The following is a 23,646-nucleotide window of genomic DNA, read 5'->3' as shown; positions in this document are numbered from 1 at the left end:
CGTGGTGGACGGGGCCAAAACAAACTTGGCTTAAAGAAAATCGAACACGCGCTGTTGAGTTCTCAAAAAACAACCGCATCCTCGCCTACAAGCCCGAACCCTCGTCCGATGCTCTTCCGCAGAGGCGGTGCTTCCGCTTTGTTGTGTTCCCACTTTATCAGGTGTTCCGTCCGGCGTCGAATCGGCGCTTTCCGGGTTTCCCTGATGAAACCGGGAATCGGTTCGCGTTTTCCGGAGTGTGTCCGGGTCCCGCGTTCCGTTGTGTCTTCACTTTATCAGGGCGTTCCGACCCCGCCAAACCGGCGATTTCCGAACTTCCTGAACATCGACACGAATTGCCCACAACGAGTCATGGACATGACAATGATGCCATGACACGAAAGTGGTCACCGCCGTTTCGATGCTCGGGCACGTCCATCAGAAGATGTCCGTTACGCCCGAAGAAGACCGCCGCCCCGAGGAGGCTCAGAACCTGCCCCGTTTCAGGCGACTCGAAGAACTATAGTCAGCGTTTCGCGGAGTACCAACTCGATCAAGGGTGATCCGCGCCACCAGCTCGAAGGCGTCCCGGAACACCGTCCCGGCCCTCACCTCCCGTCCCCCGCGAGCTCACGCAACCGGCGGGCCCGCAGCACCATCTCCAGCTCGAAGCGGACCTGCGGATCCCGCAGTCGATCGCCGAAGAGCCGTTCGACGTGGTTCATCCGGTAACGGACCGTCTGTGGGTGCACGCCCAGCATCGCCGCGGTCTCCGGAGCGCCGCCTCCCCTGGTGACCAACCAGGCGAGGAGGGTCTCGGCGAGCTTCGCCGCGCGCTTCTCTGCAAGCCCCTCGAAAGGCCCGAGACTGCGTTCGCCGAGACGGGCCAGCAGGCGTTCGTCCTGGAAGAGGAGCAGGACCAGCAGGTGATCGTCACAGGAGAGCAGCCCCTCCCCGGGAAGAATGCCGCGTTCCCTCAGGTTCAGGCCCTGCTTGGCCCAGCGGAACGACAGGGACGCCTCATGGAGGTCCACCACCGGACCGATCACGGTCGGCTCCTCGCCGAGGACGTCCTCGATGGCCCGCCGGTCCTGCTCCGTCACCGGAGCCGGGACGAGGAGACACGGGTCGGGGCGGTCCGTGTCCAACAGATGGTCGGCGTCCATCCGTAACCGCCTGGTGGGGGAGACCTCGACTCCGGAACGCAGCGCGACGCAGGCGACCTGGTCGGGGAGGCGCCAGCCGGCGAGCCGCGCAGCCATTTCCATGCTCTCCCGGTCCGCCGCGGGTTCGGCGAGGAGAAGGGTGAGGAGACGGCGCCGGAAGTGTTCGCGCGCCCCCGCGGACCTGGCCTGCGCCTCGGCGTAACCGGCCAGGGACTCCGCCGCGATTCCGTCCAGGTAGGCGAAGACGGCCTCGGCGAGCAGGGCGAGGACCGCGGCCGACTGGCCGGCCCGCTCCGCGCGGCGGGCCAGGCGACGCCAGGCGATGCGGGTGCCGAGCCGGTAGGCGCTGTGGAGGGCGTCGAGGCTCCGCCCCTCGCGGAACTCGTTGCGGCCCAGCCTGCGGTAGATCCGTTCTCCGTTGACCTGGGTCTGGGAGGGACCGCGGACCAGGTCCAGGAAGTGGTGGAGGGCCCGTTCGACGCCGAGGCGGACGGTGCGCCCGTACACGTCGTTCAAAGGACGCGCGAATTCCGGTATCCCGGCGAGGATCGCCTGGACGATCTCCTCGGCGAGGACCTCCACCTCGGGTTCGAGGATGTCGGCGAGCTCGGCCGGGAGTTCCTCCCAGGGGCGGCTACTGGGCTCGGTGTCGCGAAACCGCACACGTCCTCCCGGCCTCGGGCAGTCTGACGAGTCCGTTCCGTCGCGCCCCGAACCGGCCCCTGCAACGTACGGTGACCCATCCACACTGTCAACGGTCCGCTCGCCCCTCTCGCGCGCCCGCTCACCGGAGACGGCGACACCCCGCGAACCTCCGCTCGACCGGGCGCGTCTTTGTCACCCGCGTGACAAAGCGCCCCTCAGGCGGGCACGAAAGCGCCGGCGAACGGCCGCTTCCACATCGCGCCCGCACCGCTCCTCCTCCACCGTCTTCGCAGGTGGGAAGGGGAAAGAGAATGTTCCGGCGAGGGGTCTGCGAGTTTGTTCCCGCCGCCGGAAAAACAGCGTGAAACGCCCTTGAAACACCATGGCGTGCCATTACATGATTACCCCACTCACACATGGACGTGTCACAGATCACTTTCGGAAACGGAAACGATCCACCGCACTCACCGGCGCCGGGGGACGGACGAGCGCGGCGGCACGCCTCCGAGGAAGGAATCATCCATGGTCGAAGAACCCCTGGATCAGGAGGAGCAGGAGCGGGAGGGCAGCCACACCAGCTGGCGGCGCTTCGCCCTGCTGACCGCTCCCGCAGCCCTCGGCGCCGGAGCCCTGGTGTTCGCGATCGCCAACGGGGCGATCGCCGCCTCCTTCGCGGTCTCCGGACAGCAGTTCAAGATCTCGGCCGACGAGATGAACGGCGAGGGCGTCGCCATCTACGGCTCCCTTGACCAAAGCGTTCGCGGTGACGTCCACCCGGTCGCCGTCGCGGCGATCCGCGAGGCCGAGATCACCTCGCTGTGCCAATCGGTGATCACCGAGTTCCCGATCCTCGGGAAGGTCTCCCTCAAGCTCTCCGCCGGCACCGACGGCACCCCCGTCGAAGCGTCGAATCTCTTCATCGACATGACCCAGATGGCGGGCGACACCGAGTTCTCCAACCTGGAGATCGGCCGTGACGCCTCGACCCTGGACAAGGGGCCCAGCGGTGGACAGGGCGTGCAGGACCTGTTCGGCATGCAGGGCGACACCATCTCGGTGCGCGGCCTGGAGCAGACCGCGTGGGCCGCGAACGCCGGCTCCTTCCGGCTCTCCGGTCTACACCTGGCGGTGGCGCGCGGCGACGCCGAGTGCTTCTGACCCGTCCGCGCGCCACCTCCCGGCGCGCGGACGCCTCCAGCGCGGGTGATGTCGACGAGAGAGGAAGAAGAAGCGATGGCCAGGCGGTCTTCCGGGAAGCAGCGCGGCCCCTCGTCCCGGCCGGGGCCGCGACGCCGGTTCCGCGCGTGGCGGCGACGACGCCCGTTCTGGGGCGGCCTGCTGACGATGCTGGCCGGCGCGGAGATCTGCGTCCTTCCCCTGGCCCCGGTGTCCGTCATGATCGCCCAGGGCATCGCCGGCGTCCCCTCGGTGCTCATGGGGGTCTTCCTCATCGCCCTCGGCATGATCACGTGGGCGTCCCCGCAACAGCACACCATCACCGGTGTCCTCACCACCCTGATCGGGCTGGGGGCGCTGGTGATGTCGAATCTCGGTGGGTTCGTCATCGGCAGCCTCCTCGCCTTCGTCGGCGGGGGCCTGATGTTCGCCTGGCGTCCCACCGCGCGCCCCCGAAGCAGCCGGCGCGGCCGGCGCTCGGCGCGGCGCTCCCAGGACGGCGGCGGGCCTCCCGCTCCCGCCGCCCCGGGGAGCGGCCCCACGGCTGAGGAAGCCCTGGACCGCCCCCACTGACCGATCGGTGATCCCGCCCCCGGCTCGTGTGCCATGCCGGTTCCCCGGTGTGCGCATTAACCCGGTGACACGTCCGTACGGACGTCCGCGACGGTGGCCCCGTCCACGGACCGATCGGTGCTCTTTCCCGGTAGGAAGAAGGAGATCAGCGTGCGAACCACCCGCTCTTCGACGTCCCGATCCGCCTGCCTCCCGTCCCTCCTGCTGCGCGGTGGCCTGACCGCCGTCGGCGCCGCCGCCGTCGTGGGCATGGCCGCGGCCCCCGCGCTGGCCGCGGGCTCCACCACCGTCGGTCCGGCCGGTGACTACTTCTCCGCCTCGCTCAGCAACTCCGCCACGCTGACGGTCGGCTCCGTGACCGTCACGTGCAGCGTCTCCCAGTCGGCGCCGTCGCAGCCCCTCGGCACGAACTCCGCCAACCAGGTCCCGACGGCCAACAGCAACCCGGCCGGGCCGGTCACCTCGACGATCAACGCGCCCACCTTCACCAACTGCCGGACCAACATGCCGTTGGTCAACGCGCAGGTCACCACGTCGGGAACGTGGGGGATCTCCGCGCAGCACGGTTCCCCGTCCACCGTGTCCTTCCAGATCCCGCAGGGCGGCCTGGAGGTCCAGACGAGCGGGCTCGCGTCCTGCCACGCCGTGACCGCTCCGGACGGCCCGGCGAGCGTGGCCGGCGACTGGACCAACGGGAACCCCGCCAGCACCCTGGTGTTCGCCGGCGACACGGTCCCGGTCGAGGTGACCGGCGGCTTCGGTTGCCCCACGGCGGCGACCCAGGGGTCGTTCTCCGCGACCTACCAGGTGCGCAACGTGAGCACGCCGAGCTCGCCCATCAACATCACCGCCTGATCCCGGCCCCGTCCCGAGGGCCCCGGCCTGCGCCGGGGCCCTCGTCCCAGGTCGACGGGTGGACATCTCCGCTCATCGCCGAATCGACATGTCCCCGCGTCGTCAAGGCGGCGAGTCGCCGAGTCCATCGGATCGCTCTCATCCCCGCAGGGCCCGGCCCAGGCGGTCCAGCCCCTCCTCGATCTCGGCCGGCCCGTAGGTGGTGAACGACAGGCGCAGGGTGGCACGGTCGGGGGAGTCCACGTAGAAGGGGTATCCAGGCACGAAGGCGACATCGTGCTCCAGGGCTCGATGCAGGAGCTCCCCCGTGTCGACGTCACCGGGCAGGCGCACCCAGACGAACATGCCGCCGTCGGGATCGCTCCACACGCTGCCCTCGGGCAGGACCCGGGGGAGCGCGGCGAGCATCGCGTCACGCCGCGGCGCGTAGGCGGCGCGGATCCGCGCGACGTGGTCGTCGAGTCCCGTCTTGGCGAGGTAGGTGGCCGCCGCGGCCTGGACGACCGTCGAGGTGTGCAGGTCGGCCGCCTGCTTGGCGACGACGAGCGAACGACGCGGACCGGCGGGGGAGCGCAACCAGCCCAGGCGCATCCCCGGGGCCATGATCTTGGACAGGCTGCCGAGCAGGATCGTCCGGTCGGCCGCGGCGGGCTGCGCGGCGATGGGCGGCAGTGGTTCGCCGCGGTAGCGCAGCTCCCCGTAGGGGTCGTCCTCGACGATCCACAGACCGTGCCGGGCGGCGATCTCGGCGACGCGGCGGCGGCGCTCGCCGGGCAGCGTGCGGCCGGTGGGGTTGGAGAAGGTGGGAACGAGGTAGAGCAGGGACGGCCGCTCCCGGGCCACCGCGGCGTCGAGCGCGTCCGGGTCGATCCCGTCGGCGTCACCGGGGACCGGGACGACCCTGGCTCCGGCGAGCGTGAAGCACTGGATCGCGGCCAGGTAGGCCGGCTGTTCGACGAGGACCACGTCGCCGGGGTCGAGCAGGGCCGCGGCGACGAGGGAGAGTCCCTGTTGGGAGCCCGTGGTGACGAGGAGGTCGTCGGGGGCGGTGGGAAGGCCCGAGCCGGTGATCCGGGCGGCGAGCGCCGCGCGGAGATCGGGGTCGCCCTCGGTGGTGGAGTACTGGAGGACCTGTGCGGGCCGCGTGGTGAGCACGTGGTCGAACGCGGCGCGCAGCGCGTCGGCGTCGAACAGTTCGGGGGCGGGCAGGCCGCCGGCGAAGGAGATGACGCCGGGGCGGGCGGTGAGGGCGAGGATTTCACGGACGGGGGAGCTGCCGACGGCGCGGACGCGGGCCGAGGGCTGGGGACGGGGATCGCTCACGACAGACCACCTCACGTCGTCGACGGTGACCTCGACGGCGCCGAGGCCACCGTCGAGTCTAGACTCGCCATCCAATAAATGGACAGAAATCTCATGATTCGAGACAGCGGTGAGGGTCGCCGTAGAAGAGACCGCGCCCCCGGGGGACCGCCGGTCCCCTCCCGGCCCGCCCCCCGCACCCGGCGCGGCGGTCCGGCCCCGCCTCACCACTCGGAGACGAGCTCCTCCGGAGCGGTCCGGGCGATTCCGGCCAGCGTCGCCAGGGCGCGGGACAGCGCCTCCTCGGGCGGGGAGGCGAGCCCGATCCGAACGGCGTTGGGCGCCCGGCGCGGGTCGACCGCGAACGCCGCCGCCGGGGTCACACCGATCCCGTGCCGCGCGGCGGCGGCCACGAAGGTGTCGGCCCGCCACCCCTCGGGCAGGTCCCACCAGCAGTAGTAGGAGCAGGGATCGTCCCGTACCGCGAAACCGTCGAGGCGTTCGGCGGCGATTCGATGCCTGCGGCCGACATCGCGCCGCTTGGCCTCGGCCACCGCGCGGACGACACCGTCGGTCAGCCAACGGGTCGCCGCCTCCAGGGCGAAGCGCATCGGCATTCCCCCTCCCGCGCGCAAGGCCGCGGCCACCTCCGGCACCAGGGGTTCGGGGACCGCCATGAAACCGACGCCGAGGCCGGGCGCGACGCGCTTGGAGAGACTGTCCACGAAGATCGTCCGCTCCGGGGCGAAGGACGCCAAAGGCGGGACGGTGTCGCGCAGGAAGGTCCACACGCCGTCCTCGATCGCGTTGACCCCCAGGCGGGAGAGGAGACCGGCGAGCTCGATCCGGCGCCGTTCGGTCATGGAGAGCGACAGGGGGTTGTGCAGGGTCGGTTGCAGGTAGACCGCCGACAGCGGGGCGACGCGCGCGGCCTCCTCGACCGCCTCGGGGATCATCCCCTCCTCGTCGAGCGGGATGGCGACGACGGTGACCCCGAGTCGGGCCGCGATCGCCCTGACCGCCGGATAGGTGAGCTCCTCGACGCCCAGCCGGGCTCCCGGCCGGACGAGCGCCGAGACCGCCGCGGAGACGGCCTGACGTCCGTTGGCGGCGAACAGGATCCGGGCGGGATCCGGCCGCCACCCGGGGCGGGACAGCAGGTCGGCGAAGAGCGCTCTGGCGGGCGCCGTCCCCGACGTGCCGACCGGACGCATGGCCTCGTCCAAGACGTCGGGGCGCAAGAGGGGGGAGATCCCCTCCGCGAGGAGGCCGGCCTGCCCGGGGACGACCGGATGGTTCAGCTCCAGGTCGATCTTCCCGTCGGAGGGCTCGGCCAGCGCGGGCCCGGGCCTCGGGGTGGAGGCGCGCACGAAGGTCCCCCGGCCCACCTCGCCCAGCGTCAATCCCCGCCGGGACAGCTCCGCGTAGACCCGGGCGGCGGTGGAGTTGGCGATACCGCGCTGCCGGGCGAAGGCGCGTTGCGTCGGCAACCGGTCCCCCGGCCGCAGGCGTCCCGACACGATCCGCCCGGCGATCTCGTCGGCCACCCGGCGATAGTCATCCATTCGCGTCCTCCATTCGGTAACCCGAAAGAAGAAAAACACGACATTGCACCGAGAACAATTCTTCATATTGCACTCGACAAAAGAACACGGCTAACTTCGTGTCGAGGTCGACGGCCTCGGAATCCCCCGCGGAGAAGAGGTCCGGAATTGGCCGAGCAGAGCGCGGTCGTCGGTGTCGTCTCGATCGCCCTGGGGATGGTGCTGTCCCCCGGACCCAACATGATGCACCTGGTGTCGCGCAGCGTCGGCCAGGGGCGTCGCGCGGGCCTCGTCTCGCTGGCCGGGGTGGCGGTGGGCTTCCTGGTCTACCTGGTGGGCGCCAATCTCGGTCTGGCGGTCCTGTTCACCGCGCTCCCCGAACTGCTCACCGCGATCAAGGTGGCCGGTGCCCTCTACCTGCTGTGGCTCGCCTGGACGACCATCCGGCCCGGAGGTGTATCGGTGTTCGCCGTGCGCGACGTCCCCGCGGATCCGCCGCGCCGGTTGTTCACCATGGGCCTGATGACGAATCTCCTCAATCCGAAAATCGCCATCCTGTATATCTCGATCATTCCGCAATTCATCAACCTGGAGTCGGGTGGCATCCTGGTCCAGGGACTCGTGCTGGGAGGTCTCCAGATCCTGGTGGCCGTCTCGGTGAACCTGGCCATCGTGGTGGCCGCCGGGGCGATCGCCGGGCTCGTGACCGGCCGGCCCACCTGGCTGCTGGTGCAACGGGTCGCCATGGGCGCCCTCCTGGGAGTCCTGGCGATCTCACTCGTCCTGAGCGACGTCGAGATCGCCGCGGTCGGCTGACCCATCGCCGCCGGACGGCGCCGCTCGGCTCCGGCCGCCGCGGTCCCGGGACACGGCAATACCATGACGTGTCCGTGGGCGAGGCGAGGGGACGTGGCGTGATCAGGGTTGTGCTGGCCGAGGACATGCATCTGATCCGGGGCGCGCTGGTGGCGTTGCTGGACATGGAACCCGACGTCGAGGTGGTCGCGGACGTGTCCTCGGGGGAGGCCGTCATGCCCGCCGTCCTCGAACACCGCCCCGACGTCGCCGTCCTCGACGTCCAGATGCCGGGCATCGACGGCCTCCAGGCCGCCTCGATGATCGCCGAGCAGGCCCCCGAGTGCCGTACCTTGATCCTCACCCAGAACGGACGTCCAGACGTGCTGCGCAGGGCGCTGTCCGCCAAGGCCCTGGGCTTCATGCTGAAGGACGCGCCCCCCGCCGAGCTGGCCGGCGCGATCCGGCGGGTCGCGGCCGGTGAACGGGTGATCGACCCGGACCTCGCCACCGCCACCATCGAGGCCCGCGCGAACCCGTTGACGGACAGGGAGGTGGAGGTACTGCGCCTGGCCGGCGAGGGCGACGAACCAGGCGAGATCGCCGCGCGGCTCCACCTGGCCAAGGGGACGGTGCGCAACTACCTCGGGACGATCGTCACCAAGCTCGGTGCGCGCAACCGCCTGGACGCCGTACGCATCGCGACCGAGGCCGGATGGCTGTGATGCGCCGTCTCACCCGCCCGTCCGCGCCGGAGCGGGGGCGCCGCAGCCCGTCCTCCGAGGCGCCGGGTGGGTCACGACGAGCTCGTATCCGCCATCGCCGATAGGCCCACTGGTGAGTTCACCTCCCGTCACCGCCACCCGCGCCGCGAGGTTGATGATGCCGTTGCCGCCGCCCCGGCTGGTCCGCTCGTCGCCGTAGTCGCCGGCCGGATCGGGCAGGACACCATCGTTGGCCACGCGCAGGCGGACCTGGTCGGCGGCGGAGACGACCTGGACGGTGACGACGCCGGCCCGGCTGTGCCGCAGGACGTTGGTGACCGCTTCGCGGAGCACGGTGGCCAGCAGCGCGTCGAGCCGATCGTCGAGCGGGCCGGGGTCGATGTCGAGTCGCACGTCGACGCCCGCGGCGGTGAGGATGTCGTGGGCCGAGGCGATCTCCGCGCCCAGCGAGATCTCCGAGTCGCCGTGGGGGATGGAGCGGAGGTCGGCGAGGGCCCTACGGGCCATCCGCGCGATGTCCCGGAACTCCGTGTCCGCGCGTTCGGGGGCGCGGGCGGCGAGTTCGGCCTTGACGGTGATGGCGGACAGGCCGTAGCCGAGCAGGTCGTGGACGTCGGCCGCGATGCGGCGGCGCTCCTTGGCCACGGCGATCGCCGCGAGCGCCGACCGGGCCTCGTGCACCTGGGTGACGAGCCGGGTGAGCAGCGCGAGACCGTAGAACATCATCGCGACCGACACGGTGGCGACCGTCGACACCAGGACGACGATGAGGGGGACGGACTTCGCCACGAGGACGACCACCGCCTCGCCCACGACGATGGCGGCGAACAGGGTCCACGATGCCCCGCGGCCGGGAACCGTGATCAGCGCCGACGCCGCCGCGAGACTGACCAGGCTGTGGACGAGCTCGAACTCGGGACGGAACAGGGGAACGAACGCCAACACCGTCTGGAGGGGGAGCGTCCAGACGAGGTGCCGGGGCCGCGCACCAGGACGGTGGGAGAGCACGTGGTGGATCTGTAGCCCCACGACGGACAGCACGATGGCGCACCCGACCACGGTGGACGGCTCCGGGTCGGCCAGGGTGAAGACCAGGCTGCCGACCACGTAGATGGCCAGTCCGCTGAGCGCGATGGGCAGCGCGAGACGCGGCGTCATATCGGCCTGGGGAACCGTGTCCGGCCGGGACACGGGGGCCTGCCGGACCCGCGCGGCGGCATCCCGGGTCAGCTCCAGGATCTCGGCCGGGCGCCTCTTATCGGCCAGCCCGATGACGGCCGACAGCGTCGAGCCGAGAATGCCGTCCAGGTCCCGGGAGATCCGTTCGCGTTCGTCGGCCACGGACTGGGCGGCCAGCTCCCTGCGAGCCGCGTGCAGTTCACTGCGCAGGTCGCTGAGCCGGGTGAGCCCGAAGACGACCAGTCCCATGATCAGCGTGTTCCCCGCCGCGCTCACCCCGGCGTAGAGATCGGCGCCCGACAGCAGACCGGCCGCGACGGCGACGGCGCCGAACACCGCCCAGCGGATGCGGCCCGGCACGATCAGCAGCACCGAGGCGGCCAGGAACGCCTTCGGCTCGCTCCATGGGAACAGCGCCGCCTGGGCCGCGAGCGTCCACCAGCTTCGCAACCGTCTCGTCTGCGGCAGACAGTGGACGAGCTGGAGCGCGAGGAACCCGAGTGTCGCCACGGTCGGCTGACTGAAGAACAGGGGAGTGGTCAACCCCACCAGCGTGATGATGAGGATCGTCACGGGGGCTCACCCTAGCGCTTCGACCCGTTATTTCAGCCGTTCGAACCAGGCGTCCGTTTCATGCATTCTGCACGGCCGATCAAGGTGTACGGCACTGGTCCGCGCCCCGCCCGAGCCGAGATCCTTACAGACGCGATCCGGCGGTCCACCCCATCGCGCCCCCTTCGCGCACGCGGGCGGCCGGCCGCTCTTCGGTCCGTACCCGGACGGGCTCCCGAGACCGCCGACGGAAACCGCCCCCGCCGTGCACCGTCGCGCGCGTGTCGGGGAACGCGCCCCCAGGCGAGAGAACGGAGCATCGGGTGACGACCGGACACACGTCGGACGTGGACCTCCCGGCCCCAGGCCACGACGTCACCACCCCGGCCGGCGGCGACCGGGCCACCCGCCCCCGTGGGCGGTGCGCCTCCGTGTGGTGACCGAGGTCTACGGCGAGGGAGCCGGCACCGTGACGCCCCGGTCGACCTGTCGACACGACGACCGGGGCGTCCACACCTCCACCGGAATCCATCCGCGTCCCTGCCCACCGCGGACCACCACGGCGGGGGCTCGCCCGGGCTCCCGGCGGTACCGACGCCGATTTCCCCTACTCGCAATTGAAGGACGCCCCATGACCAACCCCGTACCCCCCGGACAGGTGACCGGATGGCGCGGTCTCATCAAGCGCCGGCCGATGACGAGCTTCTTCACCCTGGCGATCGGCTTGAGCTGGATCGCCTGGATCCCCTACATCCTCTCCAACCACGGCCTGGGCCTGCTGGACTTCGAGCTCCCCGGACTGGCGTCGCAGCTCCTCCTGATGCTCCCCGGTGCCTACCTCGGCCCGATCTTCTCGGCCTTCCTCGTCACCGCCGTCGCCGACGGCCGGAAGGGGCTGCGACGTTGGACGGGGCGCCTGCTGAAGTGGCGGATGAACTGGCGCTGGTACGCGCTGGCCGTGCTGGGCGTTCCGGCGGCGCTCATCGTCTGTGCTCTCCCGTTCTCCGGCGGGGACGTCCGGGTACCGCCGCTCATGGTGCTCGCGGTCTACGTCCCCGGCCTCGTCCTGCAGTTCGTGACCACCGGCATCGCCGAGGAGCCGGGCTGGCGCGACTTCGCCCTGCCCCGGATGCAGCCCTACTTCGGGCCGCTACGCGGTACGGTCATCCTCGGTGTGATCTGGGGGATCTGGCACCTGCCGCTGTTCCTCACCGAGTGGGGCGGCTTCCCGCACGGGACGTGGGCCGACCCCATCAACTTCACCTTCTCGTGCGTCTTCATCAGCGTGGTGATGACCTGGGTCTTCAACCGGACCGGTGAGAGCCTGCCGATCGCGATCCTGTTGCACGCCAGCGTCAACAACTTCATGTCGATCGTTATGGGCTTCATGTTCCCCTCGATCGGTGCCACGCACGCCGACGGCACCAACGTCATCCTCCTCGCCTTCGGCCTGGCCTCCGCCGTGCTGCTCGTGGCGACCCGGGGCAGGCTCGGGTACAACCCGGAGGCCACGGCAGGGCCGGGGGAGCGCGGGCCGCGGGCCCAGGAGCCCGGGGCCGGCGTCCAGGCGTGAACCCACGGGGCCACCGGTCAGGGCCGGCGGTCCCGACCCCGGATCGAACACGGTCCCGGGTGGCGCTGCCGCCGGGGCGCGTTCGCGTCCAGAGCGCCGACACCGCCGGACGCCGAACGGTCATGTCGACAAGGCGATGACTGCACTTCGCTGCTGTACGCGAAAGGCCCACCGAGTCTTCGGTGGGCCTTCTCGCAGCTTATGAGGGTGGGCGTACCAGGACTTGAACCTGGGGCCTCATCCTTATCAGTTCGATCGGCCTCGACGGTGGAAGCGTCCCCACCTGGAGCGGGCGTCCGCTAACGGTCGTCTGCGTCCCCTCGTGTCCGATGGCGTTGCTGTCACCGTTGCTGTCATCTGATTCCCACTGACCTGGGCGACGTGCGGTAGGCGGCCAGCGACCACAGCGGCGGGACGTGCTCGCTCCTGCCTCAGCCCAGACTCCCCCCGACCACAGCGTTCGGCGACCGGGGTTCCGGTCCGAGGTGCTTGGCCGCGCTGAGGCCGGCAACCGAAGACAGACAGGGCCGCGCGACCGAGCGCCTCGGGATCCGAGCACGTCATCAGCCGAGTTCGTTCGAACGGCAACCGTTCGTCTTCGGGCCGCATCATGAGCCGATTAGTGTGGCCGTCGTCCGCGCTCGGGACCGGGCGGCAGCCCGCAGCCCGAGCGGCGGACAGCAAGCCGGAGCGACGGCGCGAAGCGCCGTCGCCTTGATCCCATACGGCTCTATTCGGCAAAGGGATCGGGCTTCTCAGGAGCTTACAGAGTAGGCGTTCTCCCAGGTGCGTTCGAAGCTCTGTAGGTAGGTGGAGAGCATCTCGGCGTTCCTGGAGTCGTCGACGCGGAGCACGGGCGCCATGGAGGCGGGGGCACCGTGGACGTGCTGGTTGACCAGCATGCGGTCGTCGGATCGGTAGATCGAGTTGTAGAGCACCGTGTCGTGAAGCCGGATCTCCACGCCTTCGACGTCTTGTAGTGGCCGGTAGAGGATCAGGGCATTTCTGATCTTCGCCTGCATGGCGTCGCCGATGCCCTCCTCGGCACCGCGTTGTTCGACGTGCCTGCTGTCGGGGTCCCCCAACAGGATGCGCACCGCCACGCCGGCTCGCGCCTTGCGTTCGAAGATGTCGAGGATGCCGGGGTCGTCAGCGAGGAAGAGGCCGCTGTAGACGAGGATGCCGATCTCCCGCTCGGCGGATTCGAAGAGATCCCGCCATACCTCGTGGGGCACGGCCCAGCGATGCGGATAGACCGCGCGTAGTGCCGGCTCGTCTCGGAGGCTTCGCGCCTCCGGAGTGACCTCATCGGCCCAGAGGGTGTTCTCGTCGGCTCCCAGCAGGTCGGCGACGGCCCAGCGGTGACGTGGATAGGGCTTCTGGCCGGAGAGCCAGCGACGCACTGTCTTGGGATCGACGCCCAGGCGTGCGGCCACGTCGGTGTCGGACAGCCGTGCCTGGGCCATGGCTCGGCGTAGCGCCTCGTTCACGTCGATGACCTCCGGAGCGCGGGGAGACCCCGACGATAACAGAAGACGTCCCAAGACGTCCCTGGAGACGTCCGATACGGGGTACACATGTCCGCCCGATCGGACGAGGGTTTCCGCAGGTAGCAAAGACCCCCGCGAGCGGTCTGAACGCTCCGGGGGCGTGGTCCCAACCTGATGGAAGCAGGCGGAACATGCGGAACCCTATCCTCTGGCCCTGGCGCAGGCATCCCCGCAGGCGGACGCCCCAGCCACAACGGCTTTACACCTCGATCCCGTTCACTCCACCGCCTCCGGCGTATCCCATCCCGCCTAGGGCGGCGATGGTACGGCCCTATGTCCTGCACAGCGAACGCCTTCGCCGGCAGGCGCACGAGGACCGGATGCGGCTCGGTGTGGCGGTCCTCCTCGACATCGCCCGTCCGCTGGAGGTGGCCGCGTGAGCACCGTGGAAGATCCCCTGCTCCGGTTGCTGCAACGGCACTACGGGGACCGCTGGGCCATCCGCCGTACCTCTCACCTGTGGATCGCGACCGTGCGCGATCGCGACGTGGACCATGCCCCCACACTGGTCGAACACGACATCGAGGACTTCGTACGGGAGCTGGAGCACCCTCCGCCCGGATCGGGGCGGTCATTGCTGTCCAGCGGCTGGCTCCACTCGCGGCTCGATCCGCTCGACACCGACGATGACGCCTACTACCAGGACGATCGTTCGAAGAGCTGACCAAGGCCCCGTGCGGCCGGTGTCTCATCCTTCTCCCCACACCGGTCGCGCGGTCAATACGGCCGGTCTCCGGACGTCCTGCTCCCGTGGCGCGGAATCGCGGGGCCGGACGCCGGGGACCGGTCTGCGAACATGTTGGAATCGCTGGGGCTGGTGTTGTGACCGGAGGGACCTGAGGTGAGCCCGCGTTCGACCCCGTGGAGGACCTACACGCGGATAGCGGAGACGCTGCGTCGGCGTATCGCCGACGGTGATCTCCCTCCGGGTTCCGCCCTTCCCTCCGAGGCCGCGCTGGGGCAGGAGTTCCGTGTCTCCCGGACGACGGTGCGCCGCGCGCTGGCCACGCTGGAGGGGGACGGTCTCGTCACGACGCTTCCGGGTACCGGTCGGGTGGTGCGCGATCCCGGTGAGGACGACGCCTCCTCCTCCGTCCCCCGCTATCGCAGGATCGCGGCGGAGTTGCGTGAGCAGATCACGGACGGGACGTTCGCCCCGGGCGCCGCGTTGCCCAGTGAGTCGGCGCTGGTGCGGCTCTACGGTGTTTCGCGGGGGACCGCCCGGCAGGCGCTGTCCGAGCTTGAGGGCTCGGGCCTGATCGTCTCCGTCCACGGGAAGGGCCGCTTCGTCCGGGAGAGTGACAGACCCCCGCGTTAGCCTTGCACGTGTGGAACACGTTGTGTGGGCGCGTGACCTCGCCCAGCGCCTCCTGGAAGAACCCCTGCCACGTCGCTGGGCGCACACGCAAGGGGTGGCCGGACAGGCCGCGACCCTGGTGCCGTTGCTCGGTGATGACACCGACCTGGTGACCGCCGCCGCCTGGCTGCACGACATCGGCTACTCGCCGGCCCTGGCGGTCACCGGTTTCCACCCGCTGGACGGTGCCCGCTACCTGCGCGATGTGGAGAAGGCGGATGAGCGGTTGTGCTCGCTGGTCGCCCACCACTCCGGCGCCTGGGTGGAAGCGGGGGAACGCGGCCTCCAAGACGAGCTGGTGGAGGAGTTCGCGTTCCCGCCCGCGCACCTGCTGGACGCGCTCACCTACTCCGACATGACCACCGGACCCGACGGCACGCGCCTACCAGTGGAACGCCGGCTGGCGGAGATCCTGGAGCGCTACGCCCCCGGCGACATCGTGCACCGTTCCATCACCCGGTCCAGGCTGGCGTTGACGGCCTCGGTTCACGCGGTCGAGGGGCGGTTGAGCCGGGCGATGCGGCCGGAATGACAGGTCAGCCGATGTGAGGGGTGCCGGGATCGTTCAGGTGGTGATCAAGACGCAGGCGCATGGAGCGGTCCATAGAGTAGGCGTCCAACTCCGCCTTGGGAATCCAGCGGACCTCGCGTGATTCGTCGCTCGGGGTGGGTTCGCCGGAGAGCGGGCGGGCCAGCAGGACGACGGAGAACTCCTGGCGGGCCTCGCCGTTGCTGGTGTAGAGGATGATGTGGCGGGGGTCGCTGTAGATGCCGGAGATCCCGGTGATCTCGCAGTCGATACCGGTCTCCTCCTGGGTCTCACGAATCGCGGCCTGGGGGACTGATTCGCCGATGTCGATCGCGCCCCCGGGGACGGCCCAGTTGTCGTTGTCGGAGCGGCGGATCATCAGGATCTCGTCACGCTCGTTGACCACGATCACGTTCACGGAGGGCACGAGACTGTTGGCCTTGGGGGCTTGGGGGTCGTCGTGGTAGTCGATCCGCCGGGGCATGCTACTCCTCAGTCGAGTGGCCGGGCCTGCTCCCACACCCGTTCGAAGCTCTCGGTGTAGGTCGCCACCATCCCACCGCCGGCGATCCTGCGCAGGTGGAAGACGGGCGCGTTCGCGGCCGGTGCTCCGTAGACGTGGGTGTTCACGAGCATCTGATCGTCGGCACGGTAAATCGAGTTGTACAGGTTCGTCCCGTGAAGGCGGAACTCCACGCCCTCCACCGCGCGCAACGGCCTGTACAGCACGATGACGTTGCGGATCTTGGCGGACATCGCGTCGTGGATCCCCTCGTCGGCGCCGCGCTGCGCGACGGCCTCGCTGTCCGGATCACCCAACAGGACGCGCACGCGCACGCCGGCCTCGGCCTTCTCGGAGAGCAGGCGCATGACACTGGCGTCCTCGGCGAGGAAGAAGCCGCTGTAGACGAGGATGCCGATCTCGCGCTCCGCGGACTCGAACAGATGTTTCCAAGCGTCGCGCGGAACTGTCCAGCGGTGCGGGTGGATGGCCAGGATCTCGCTCTCCGACGCCGACACGCTCTGCTCGCGTGTCAGGGCCTGCGGCCAGAGGTAGGTCTCGTCCATGCCGAGTCGCGCCGCGACCGCGTAGCGGTGGCGCCGGTAGGGGGTACGCCCGAGGGTGATCCACCGTTCGACGCTCTTGGCGTCGACTCCGACGGCGTCGGCGAGATCGGCCGGCGTCAACCCTTGCTCAAGTAGCGCAGCGCGCAACCTCTCGTTAGGCATGAACCTCGTGTTCGCAGGACGTCGGGGGACGGCTTCACATTATCGAGACGTCCTGAACACGTCCAGCCATGTAGTTATCCCGTCCTCGCTCCCTGTCGCATGCTGCTAGGTGTCCGGACGGACCGGCTCTTCGGCCGGAGCGGACGAAGAACAAGGGGGAGAGGACTCGACGGGCTCTTCTCATCCTCTAGGCAAACATGTTAAACATGTATCGATTCTTTCCGGGGGTGCCCCGGGAGGAGGAGATGCGTACTCACTCATTCGAACGGCCCGATGGGAGTCTCTGATGGCGATTCAGGGTGCGTTGCCGGTGGAGTTCGGGACGGTGTTCCCGCACGGCGCCTTCGCTCTGGGGGTGGAGGCGATCACCGATTTCGAGACCAAGCGACCGCAGCTGGACAAGGAGACCGGTCTTCCCCTGTGGGCGGTGGAGGTGATCGACGCCGACCCCGAGGCGCGCGGCAAGGCCAAGAGCGTGAAGGTCAAGGTGGCCTCCGAGGTGTGCCCCACCCTGCCGGAGGAGGTGGCGGGGCTGCCGTTCCGGCCGGTGGAGTTCGAGTCCATGTCGGTCATGCCCTACGTCGATGACAACGGGCGCCGTCCCCGGGTGGCCTACTCCCTGCGGGCACGCGGCCTCAAGGCGCCTGGCGTTCCGGCTCGCCGTGCGGCCAAGGACGCCGCCTAACCCCTCCCGGCATGAGCGGGGCGGCCTGGTGCTGCAACACCGAGCCGCCCCTTCACCCCTCTGATCTCCGTTCGGCTTCCCAACCGATGAACCACAGAAGAGGTGTGTCTCATTATGGCTGACCAGCCCTCTCCCGTATCCACCCGGGAGATCTCCGAGTTCCTCGCCCTGGTCCGCGAACGCTCCACAGACCCCACTCCGCCGACTCCAGCCGAAGACGTGGTGTTCTTCGAACGCAAGGCCGACCTGCTGTCCCGGATCGCCGCGCACTCCTTCGACCCCGAGGCGGTGGAGGTGGCGGCGATCGCCCATGCCCAGCTCGACGCCGCCCGTGCCCGCCTGGCCCGCGCGGCGGGAGGTGAGCGCTGATGTGGTCTCCTCCTCCGGCGTCTCAACAGGTGTCGGTGACCACTCCGGTCCCGGCACAGTCCTTCCGGTTCGCTACTCCGGTGCTGCCCACTCCGGCGGCGCTGATCGCGGCTCGCTGGCTGTTCCGTCTCTTGACCTTGGTGGTCAAGCTGCCGTTCCGCTTCCCCCTCGCCTGCGCTTCCCTCACCGCCTCCGTTCTGGTCTGGCACGTCTTCGGCTGGGTGGCCCTGGCCGTCGTCTGGTCGCTGGTGGACGTGGGCCTGTTGGTGTGGTGGCGGCGTCGGCCGTCGACGTTCCGCCGCTGGGTGGGCCTGCGTGTCCTGGCGACCTGGCGGTGGTGGTGGGTGTATGCGCGGCAGTGGCAACCGGTGCTCGTGGTGGCGGGGTTGGCCGAGACCTACGCCGAACGCCACTACCTTCCCCGCATTCGCAAGGTGACCTGTTCGGAGTGGGCCGACCGGGTGCGGGTGCGCCTGGTGGCGGGCACGGCTCCGGTCGACTTCGAGAACCGCGTCACCGAGCTGGCGCACGGCTTCGGCGCGGCCTCCTGCCGGGTGACGGTGCTCGGTCCCCGGGACGTGGTGCTGGAGTTCCCCCGCCACGACACCCTCGCCGAACCGATCGCCGCGCTCGACGTTCCAGCCGTCCCCGACCTCGGCGCGCTGCCCGTGGGACTCCAAGAGGACGGAACACCGTGGCGGCTGCGTCTGCACGGCACCCACGTGCTCGTGGTCGGGGTGACGGGCGCGGGGAAGGGCTCGGTGATCTGGTCGGCCATCCGCGCCATGCTCCCCGCGATGCAGGCGGGGACGGCGCAGGTCCGCGCGATCGATCCCAAGCGGATGGAGCTGTCCTATGGCCGGCGCCTGTTCGCCTCCTATGCCGACGACGGGGAATCCGCGGTGGCCCTGCTGGAACAGGCCGTGGCCGACATGCGGGGACGAGCCGAACGCTACGCCGGCCGCCAACGCGCCCACGTTCCGACCGTCGATGATCCGTTCGTGGTGGTGGTGCTGGACGAGGTGGCGTTTTTGACCGCCTACCACCCCGACCGCGACGTGCGGCGGCGTGCGGAGAACGCCATCGCGACCCTGACGTCCCAGGGTCGGTCGGTGGGGTTCTGCGTCCTCGCCGCGTTGCAGGACCCGCGCAAGGAGGTCATGAACCTGCGCAACCTCTTCCCCGACAAGATCGCCCTGCGCCTGGACGAAGCCTCACAGGTCGACATGGTGCTCGGGGAAGGGGCGCGGGAGCGTGGGGCCAACGCCCATCTGATCGACCCGGACCTTCCCGGCGTGGCCTTCGTCCGCGTGGAGGGCTCGCCCATACCGGTCCGGGTGCGAGCGGCCTACGTCTGTGACGACGACATCGACGCCATGGCCGCTGGTGACTCCTCGACGGTGAAGGCGAGTGTGATGGAGGGGGCCGCCTAGATGCCGACTCCCACGGGGAAGACCACCCGAGCCGAACGGCCGGAACGAGTCAGGCCCTGGAACGCCGAGGAGGCGAAACGCTTCCTGGAGTACGCGCGTTCGCATCCGCTCCACCCGGCCTTCGTATTGATGCTCCTCTACGGGCTGCGACGGGGGAGGTGCTGGGTCTGTCCTGGGACGACGTGGACCTGGAACGCGACGTCTTGTCGATCAAGCGACAAGTCCAGCGGGTGGACGGGGCGCTGGCCCTGGTGGACGTCAAGACGCGGGCGGGCCGGCGTTCGCTCCCGCTGCTGCCCTGGGCGAGGGACGCCCTGCTGGAACAGGCCCGGTGGCAGTCCGACCACAAGCGTCGGGCGGGGGAGAGCTGGGAGGAGACCGGCCTGGTGTTCACCACCCGGACCGGCCGGGCGATCCAGCCGCGCAGCTTCTCACGCTCCTTCGAGCGCCTGGTCGCCGCGTCTCCGCTGCGGGTGATCCGGCTCCACGACCTACGCCACTCGGTGGCCTCGCTGCTCAAACAGGCGGGCGTGGCTCCCCGGGACGCGATGGAGATCCTGGGGCACAGCCGCATCTCGGTCACCATGGAGATCTATCCGCATAGCGACGAAGCGACACAGCGAGAGGGACTCGGCCGACTGGGCGACGCTCTCTTCGGGGACGGCGACTGACACCGTTGCTGTCACCACTGCTGTCAAAGGCCCCTGTCGGTGATCCGACAGGGGCCTTCTCGCAGCTTATGAGGGTGGGCGTACCAGGACTTGAACCTGGGGCCTCATCCTTATCAGGGATGCGCTCTAACCGACTGAGCTATACGCCCTCGTTCCGGAGGAACTCTACCGCATCCGGCGGACCTGGGCGAACCGTGTCCGAGGTGCGGGGGAGAGGAGGGGCGGGACTCCCGCGTCCCTCTCTACATCCCCAAGTCTAGCGCGCCCGCGGAGTGCTCAGGCCCTCACGCGAACGGGCGTAAGGGCCTGGAACGGGAGGGAAAGACCTCGATTACTCGGTCTCGCTCAGGGTCACGTCGATACCGCCGACGAGATCGGCGGCGAGGTTGTAGAGCATCGCGCCGACCGTGGACAGGGCCGTGATCAAGACGATGTTCAAGGCTCCGAGGAGGCCGGTGTAACCGAGCACCCGGGCCGCGGAGAACCAGTTCTCGGGGTTGAGGGGGAGCTCGTCACCCTCGCCCCCGTCGGTGAGGGAGTTGATGAGGTCGGTGACCGCGTCGAAGACGCCGAGGGTCGAGAGGAACGCGTAGAGGACCGCGACCGCGACGAACAGGACGATGAAGCAGACAAGCGAAATAACAAAGCTGAACTTCAACACCGATCCGGGTTCGACCCGGGTCAACGAGAGGTGGGCCTTGCGGGCGGTATTCACCGGCTTGGCGCCTGATTTGTCCTTGGTCTCCGGTACAGCCATCGTCACATCACCCTGTTCGGCGCTGTCGGCCGTCGACGAATCGGCCCCGTCGGCCGTCACGGCCGGCGGAGCAGCGTTCTCCTGCTCTTCGTGTTCTTCCCTGCTGTCGTTGTCCGCCTGGTCAGGCTCTTGGGCAGCGGATTGCCGTTGCGCGTTGTCGGACATAGCCACGTTACCGCTGGACTTTCCATGTGACGGTGGGAACCCGTGAGAGGGGCACTGGCCGCAACACTCCACGGGATGGGGTGGATTACTAGCAAAAGCGACTCTATTGGCCTTACAGCCCTCGGCGCTCTGCGTCGGCGCCTCCAGACCGGCGAAGGGCGTGGGGAAGGCAACGCCCTCCCCACGCCCGGTGACGTCGAACCGGTCTCCCGGTGAACGGTACTACTCCGCGGACCCCGCCTCGACCGCCTCGGACGCCGTCTCGGCATTGGCCTCGGCGGTTTCGTCCTCCTCCATCGACTCGGCGTTGCGAGCGAGGGCGACGATGTGGTTGCCGTTGGCGAGGTTCATCAGGCGGACGCCCATCGTGGCCCGTCCGGACTGCTTGATCTCGGCGCAACGGGTGCGGATGACCCCGCCCGCCGAGGTGATCGCGAAGATCTCGTCCTCCTCGGGCGAGACCATGAGGGCGCCGACGAGCCGGCCCCGGGCCTCGACGATCTTGGCGGTCAGGACCCCCTTGCCGCCCCGGTTCTGAAGCGGGTACTGGTCGGCCGGGGTGCGCTTGGCGTAGCCCCCCTCGGTCGCCACCAGCACGTCGGTGGCGCCGTCGCCGTCCCGGATGACGTCCATGCTCAGCAGGTAGTCCCCGTCGAGGAACCGCATGCCGATGACACCGCTGGTGGCGCGTCCCATCGGGCGCAGCGAGTCGTCCGACGCCGAGAACCGGATCGCCTGGGCGTTGCTGCTGATGAGCAGGAGGTCGTCGGTCGGGAAGACCAGCCGGGCCGCGATCAGCTCGTCGTTCTCGCGCAGGTTGATCGCGATGATGCCGGCCGAGCGTGTGGAGTCGAAGTCCTCCAGACGCGACTTCTTGACCAGCCCGTCCCGGGTGGCGAGGACCAGGTAGGGCGCGGCGTCGTAGTCGCGCAACGCCATGACCTGGGCGATCTCCTCGTCCGGCTGGAAGGGCACGAGGTTGGCGACGTGCTGGCCGCGCGCGTCCCTGGCCGCCTCGGGAAGCTCGTAGGCCTTCGTCCGGTACACCCGGCCCTTGTTCGTGAAGAACAGGATCCAGTTGTGCGTGGTCGTCACGAAGAAGTGCTGGACGATGTCGTCCTGCTTGAGCTGGGCACCGCGCACGCCCTTGCCGCCGCGCTTCTGCGCCCGGTAGTTGTCGAGCCGGGTGCGCTTGGCATACCCGCCGCGGGAGATCGTGACGGCGATCTCCTCCTCGGCGATGAAGTCCTCCATGCGCATGTCGCCCTCGAAGGGGACGATCTGCGTGCGACGCTCGTCACCGTACTTCTCGACGATCTCGGCGAGCTCGGTGCGGACGATGCTGCGCTGCCGGTCGGGGGAGGACAGGATGTCGTTGTAGTCGGAGATCTGCGCCATCAGCTCGTCGTACTCGTCGGTGAGCTGACGCCGTTCCAGGGCGGCGAGCTTGCGCAGCTGCATGTCGAGGATCGCGCGGGCCTGCACGTCGTCGATCTGCAGCAGGCTTATCAGGCCGTTCTTGGCCGCGTCGGCGGAGGGGCTCTGCCGGATCAGGGCGATGACCTCGTCGATGCGGTCGATGGCCTTGAGCAGCGCGCGCAGGATGTGGGCGCGCTCCTCGGCCTTGCGCAGCAGGTAGCGGGTGCGTCGGACGATGACCTCGACCTGGTGGGCGACCCAGGTGCGGACGAACTGGTCGAGGCGCAGCGTACGCGGCACGCCGTCGACGAGGGCCAGCATGTTGGCGCCGAACGTCTCCTGCAGCTGCGTGTGCTTGTACAGGTTGTTCAGCACGACCTTGGCCACGGCGTCGCGCTTGAGGACGATGACCAGGCGCTGGCCGGTGCGGCCACTGGTCTCGTCCTTGACGTCGGCGATGCCGGTGATCTTGCCGTCCTTGACGAGCTCGGCGATCTTCAGGGCGAGGTTGTCCGTGTTGACCTGGTAGGGCAGCTCGGTGACGACCAGGCACTGCCGTCCCCGGCTGTCCTCCTCGATCTCGACGACGGCGCGCATCGTGATGGAGCCACGGCCCGTGCGGTAGGCGTCCTCGATGCCGCGGCGGCCGACGATGAGCCCGTGGGTGGGGAAGTCGGGTCCCTTGATGCGGGCGATCAACCCGTCGAGGATCTCCTCGTCGGAGAGGTCCGGGTTGTCGAGGAACCAGTTGACACCGTCGGCCACCTCGCGCAGGTTGTGCGGCGGGATGTTCGTGGCCATGCCGACCGCGATGCCGTTGGACCCGTTGACCAGCAGGTTGGGGAAACGGGACGGCAGGACGTCGGGCTCGGCGGTCTTCCCGTCGTAGTTGGGCGAGAAGTCGACAGTCTCCTTGTCGATATCCCGCACCATCTCCATGGCGAGGTTCTCGAGCTTGCACTCGGTGTAGCGCATGGCCGCGGCGGGGTCGTTGCCCCGCGAACCGAAGTTGCCGTTGCTGTCGATGAGCGGCATCCGCATGGACCACTTCTGGGCCAACCGCACGAGCGCGTCGTAGATCGAGGCGTCACCGTGCGGGTGGTAGTTCCCCATGACGTCGCCGACGACGCGGGCGCACTTGAAGTAGCCGCGGTCGGGACGGTAACCGCCGTCGTACATCGCGTAGAGGATGCGGCGGTGGACGGGCTTGAGACCGTCACGGACGTCGGGGAGGGCACGGCCGACGATGACCGACATCGCGTAGTCGAGATAGCTGCGCTGCATCTCGATCTGGATGTCGACCGGCTCGACCCGGTCGTGCCGGTTCTCGGTTTCTTCCTCGGGGACTTCCGGGGTGTTCGCATCCGTCACTGGATGTCGATCCTTTTCTGGTGAGTCGTTCGCGGCCGTCGAGGTG

22 protein-coding genes and 1 tRNA gene are annotated in these 23,646 nt (G+C 69.3%); 13 read left to right on the top strand and 10 right to left on the bottom strand.

Annotated features, from left to right (window positions below; all coding sequences use genetic code 11):
• Positions 1-587: 587 nt before the first annotated feature.
• Positions 588-1,808, bottom strand: coding sequence for a PucR family transcriptional regulator (locus tag B5D66_RS13485; protein WP_078762048.1), 1,221 nt, complete (start codon positions 1,806-1,808; stop codon positions 588-590).
• A gap of 504 nt (positions 1,809-2,312) precedes the next feature.
• Between B5D66_RS13485 and B5D66_RS13480 the strand changes: the two genes are divergently transcribed.
• The 3 genes from B5D66_RS13480 to B5D66_RS13470 all read left to right on the top strand — a co-directional run bounded on the left by B5D66_RS13480 (position 2,313) and on the right by B5D66_RS13470 (position 4,394).
• Positions 2,313-2,948 carry a DUF6230 family protein gene (locus B5D66_RS13480; protein WP_078762047.1) on the top strand — a complete coding sequence of 212 codons (636 nt, stop codon included), beginning with the start codon at positions 2,313-2,315 and terminating at the stop codon, positions 2,946-2,948.
• Positions 2,949-3,023: 75 nt separating this feature from the next.
• Complete coding sequence (locus tag B5D66_RS13475) at positions 3,024-3,539, top strand: DUF6114 domain-containing protein (protein WP_200813634.1); 516 nt, start codon at positions 3,024-3,026, stop codon at positions 3,537-3,539.
• A 150-nt stretch (positions 3,540-3,689) separates the two neighbouring features.
• Positions 3,690-4,394, top strand: a complete 705-nt coding sequence (locus tag B5D66_RS13470) for a hypothetical protein (RefSeq protein ID WP_235000970.1) — start codon at positions 3,690-3,692, stop codon at positions 4,392-4,394.
• A 138-nt stretch (positions 4,395-4,532) separates the two neighbouring features.
• On the opposite strand, the gene B5D66_RS13465 is transcribed toward B5D66_RS13470, so the two are convergent.
• Together B5D66_RS13465 and B5D66_RS13460 are read right to left on the bottom strand one after the other, a co-directional pair.
• Positions 4,533-5,717: an aminotransferase-like domain-containing protein gene (locus B5D66_RS13465; protein WP_078762046.1), complete on the bottom strand. Its 1,185-nt coding sequence runs from the start codon at positions 5,715-5,717 to the stop codon at positions 4,533-4,535.
• Between the two features lie 203 nt (positions 5,718-5,920).
• A complete protein-coding gene (locus B5D66_RS13460; RefSeq protein ID WP_078762045.1) occupies positions 5,921-7,261 on the bottom strand; it encodes an aminotransferase-like domain-containing protein in 1,341 nt (446 codons plus the stop codon).
• A 147-nt stretch (positions 7,262-7,408) separates the two neighbouring features.
• Here B5D66_RS13460 and B5D66_RS13455 point away from each other — a divergent pair, with 147 nt between their 5' ends.
• Together B5D66_RS13455 and B5D66_RS13450 are read left to right on the top strand one after the other, a co-directional pair.
• Positions 7,409-8,056 (top strand): LysE family translocator, encoded by a 648-nt coding sequence (locus B5D66_RS13455; RefSeq protein WP_078762044.1) that lies wholly within the window; start codon positions 7,409-7,411, stop codon positions 8,054-8,056.
• Between the two features lie 98 nt (positions 8,057-8,154).
• Positions 8,155-8,760 (top strand): response regulator transcription factor, encoded by a 606-nt coding sequence (locus B5D66_RS13450; RefSeq protein ID WP_078762043.1) that lies wholly within the window; start codon positions 8,155-8,157, stop codon positions 8,758-8,760.
• A gap of 9 nt (positions 8,761-8,769) precedes the next feature.
• Here B5D66_RS13450 and B5D66_RS13445 read toward each other — a convergent pair whose 3' ends face one another.
• Positions 8,770-10,512, bottom strand: coding sequence for a sensor histidine kinase (locus B5D66_RS13445; protein ID WP_078762042.1), 1,743 nt, complete (start codon positions 10,510-10,512; stop codon positions 8,770-8,772).
• Positions 10,513-11,122: 610 nt separating this feature from the next.
• Here B5D66_RS13445 and B5D66_RS13440 point away from each other — a divergent pair.
• A complete protein-coding gene (locus tag B5D66_RS13440; protein ID WP_078762041.1) occupies positions 11,123-12,064 on the top strand; it encodes a CPBP family intramembrane glutamic endopeptidase in 942 nt (313 codons plus the stop codon).
• A gap of 755 nt (positions 12,065-12,819) precedes the next feature.
• Here B5D66_RS13440 and B5D66_RS13435 read toward each other — a convergent pair.
• On the bottom strand, positions 12,820-13,554 hold the full coding sequence (locus B5D66_RS13435; RefSeq protein ID WP_327308507.1) for an XRE family transcriptional regulator: 735 nt from the start codon (positions 13,552-13,554) through the stop codon (positions 12,820-12,822).
• 436 nt (positions 13,555-13,990) lie between these two features.
• Between B5D66_RS13435 and B5D66_RS13425 the strand changes: the two genes are divergently transcribed.
• The 3 genes from B5D66_RS13425 (at position 13,991) to B5D66_RS13415 (ending at position 15,503) form a co-directional block, all read left to right on the top strand.
• Entirely contained in the window at positions 13,991-14,278 is a 288-nt protein-coding gene (locus B5D66_RS13425) for a hypothetical protein (RefSeq protein ID WP_078762038.1), read from the top strand.
• A 177-nt stretch (positions 14,279-14,455) separates the two neighbouring features.
• Positions 14,456-14,932, top strand: coding sequence for a GntR family transcriptional regulator (locus tag B5D66_RS13420; protein ID WP_078762037.1), 477 nt, complete (start codon positions 14,456-14,458; stop codon positions 14,930-14,932).
• Between the two features lie 10 nt (positions 14,933-14,942).
• Positions 14,943-15,503 carry an HD domain-containing protein gene (locus tag B5D66_RS13415; RefSeq protein ID WP_235000969.1) on the top strand — a complete coding sequence of 187 codons (561 nt, stop codon included), beginning with the start codon at positions 14,943-14,945 and terminating at the stop codon, positions 15,501-15,503.
• Positions 15,504-15,507: 4 nt separating this feature from the next.
• Here the strand turns inward: B5D66_RS13415 and B5D66_RS13410 are convergent, their stop codons facing one another.
• Complete coding sequence (locus B5D66_RS13410; RefSeq protein ID WP_078762036.1) at positions 15,508-15,984, bottom strand: NUDIX hydrolase; 477 nt, start codon at positions 15,982-15,984, stop codon at positions 15,508-15,510.
• 8 nt (positions 15,985-15,992) lie between these two features.
• Complete coding sequence (locus tag B5D66_RS13405) at positions 15,993-16,730, bottom strand: DUF5919 domain-containing protein (RefSeq protein ID WP_078762035.1); 738 nt, start codon at positions 16,728-16,730, stop codon at positions 15,993-15,995.
• A 286-nt stretch (positions 16,731-17,016) separates the two neighbouring features.
• On the opposite strand from B5D66_RS13405, the gene B5D66_RS13400 reads away from it, so the two are divergent.
• From B5D66_RS13400 to B5D66_RS13385, 4 genes are all read left to right on the top strand, one after another.
• Complete coding sequence (locus tag B5D66_RS13400) at positions 17,017-17,415, top strand: plasmid replication, integration and excision activator (protein ID WP_078762034.1); 399 nt, start codon at positions 17,017-17,019, stop codon at positions 17,413-17,415.
• A 114-nt stretch (positions 17,416-17,529) separates the two neighbouring features.
• A complete protein-coding gene (locus B5D66_RS13395) occupies positions 17,530-17,784 on the top strand; it encodes a hypothetical protein (protein ID WP_078762033.1) in 255 nt (84 codons plus the stop codon).
• Positions 17,781-19,217 (top strand): FtsK/SpoIIIE domain-containing protein, encoded by a 1,437-nt coding sequence (locus B5D66_RS13390; RefSeq protein WP_394330053.1) that lies wholly within the window; start codon positions 17,781-17,783, stop codon positions 19,215-19,217. The genes B5D66_RS13395 and B5D66_RS13390 overlap by 4 nt, the downstream gene beginning before the upstream one ends.
• Before the next feature lie 158 nt (positions 19,218-19,375).
• Positions 19,376-19,888, top strand: a complete 513-nt coding sequence (locus B5D66_RS13385; protein WP_159457265.1) for a site-specific integrase — start codon at positions 19,376-19,378, stop codon at positions 19,886-19,888.
• Between the two features lie 75 nt (positions 19,889-19,963).
• On the opposite strand, the gene B5D66_RS13380 is transcribed toward B5D66_RS13385, so the two are convergent.
• The 3 genes from B5D66_RS13380 to gyrA all read right to left on the bottom strand — a co-directional run bounded on the left by B5D66_RS13380 (position 19,964) and on the right by gyrA (position 23,600).
• Positions 19,964-20,037, bottom strand: a tRNA-Ile gene (locus B5D66_RS13380).
• A 182-nt stretch (positions 20,038-20,219) separates the two neighbouring features.
• On the bottom strand, positions 20,220-20,810 hold the full coding sequence (locus tag B5D66_RS13375; protein WP_078762030.1) for a DUF3566 domain-containing protein: 591 nt from the start codon (positions 20,808-20,810) through the stop codon (positions 20,220-20,222).
• Between the two features lie 222 nt (positions 20,811-21,032).
• Entirely contained in the window at positions 21,033-23,600 is a 2,568-nt protein-coding gene (gene gyrA / locus B5D66_RS13370) for a DNA gyrase subunit A (protein ID WP_078762029.1), read from the bottom strand.
• Positions 23,601-23,646: the final 46 nt, after the last annotated feature.

Origin of the sequence: Marinactinospora thermotolerans DSM 45154, assembly GCF_900167435.1 — a bacterium.
GTDB classification, from domain to species: Bacteria; Actinomycetota; Actinomycetes; order Streptosporangiales; family Streptosporangiaceae; genus Marinactinospora; species Marinactinospora thermotolerans.
This window is presented reverse-complemented; position numbering and strand designations above follow the sequence as displayed.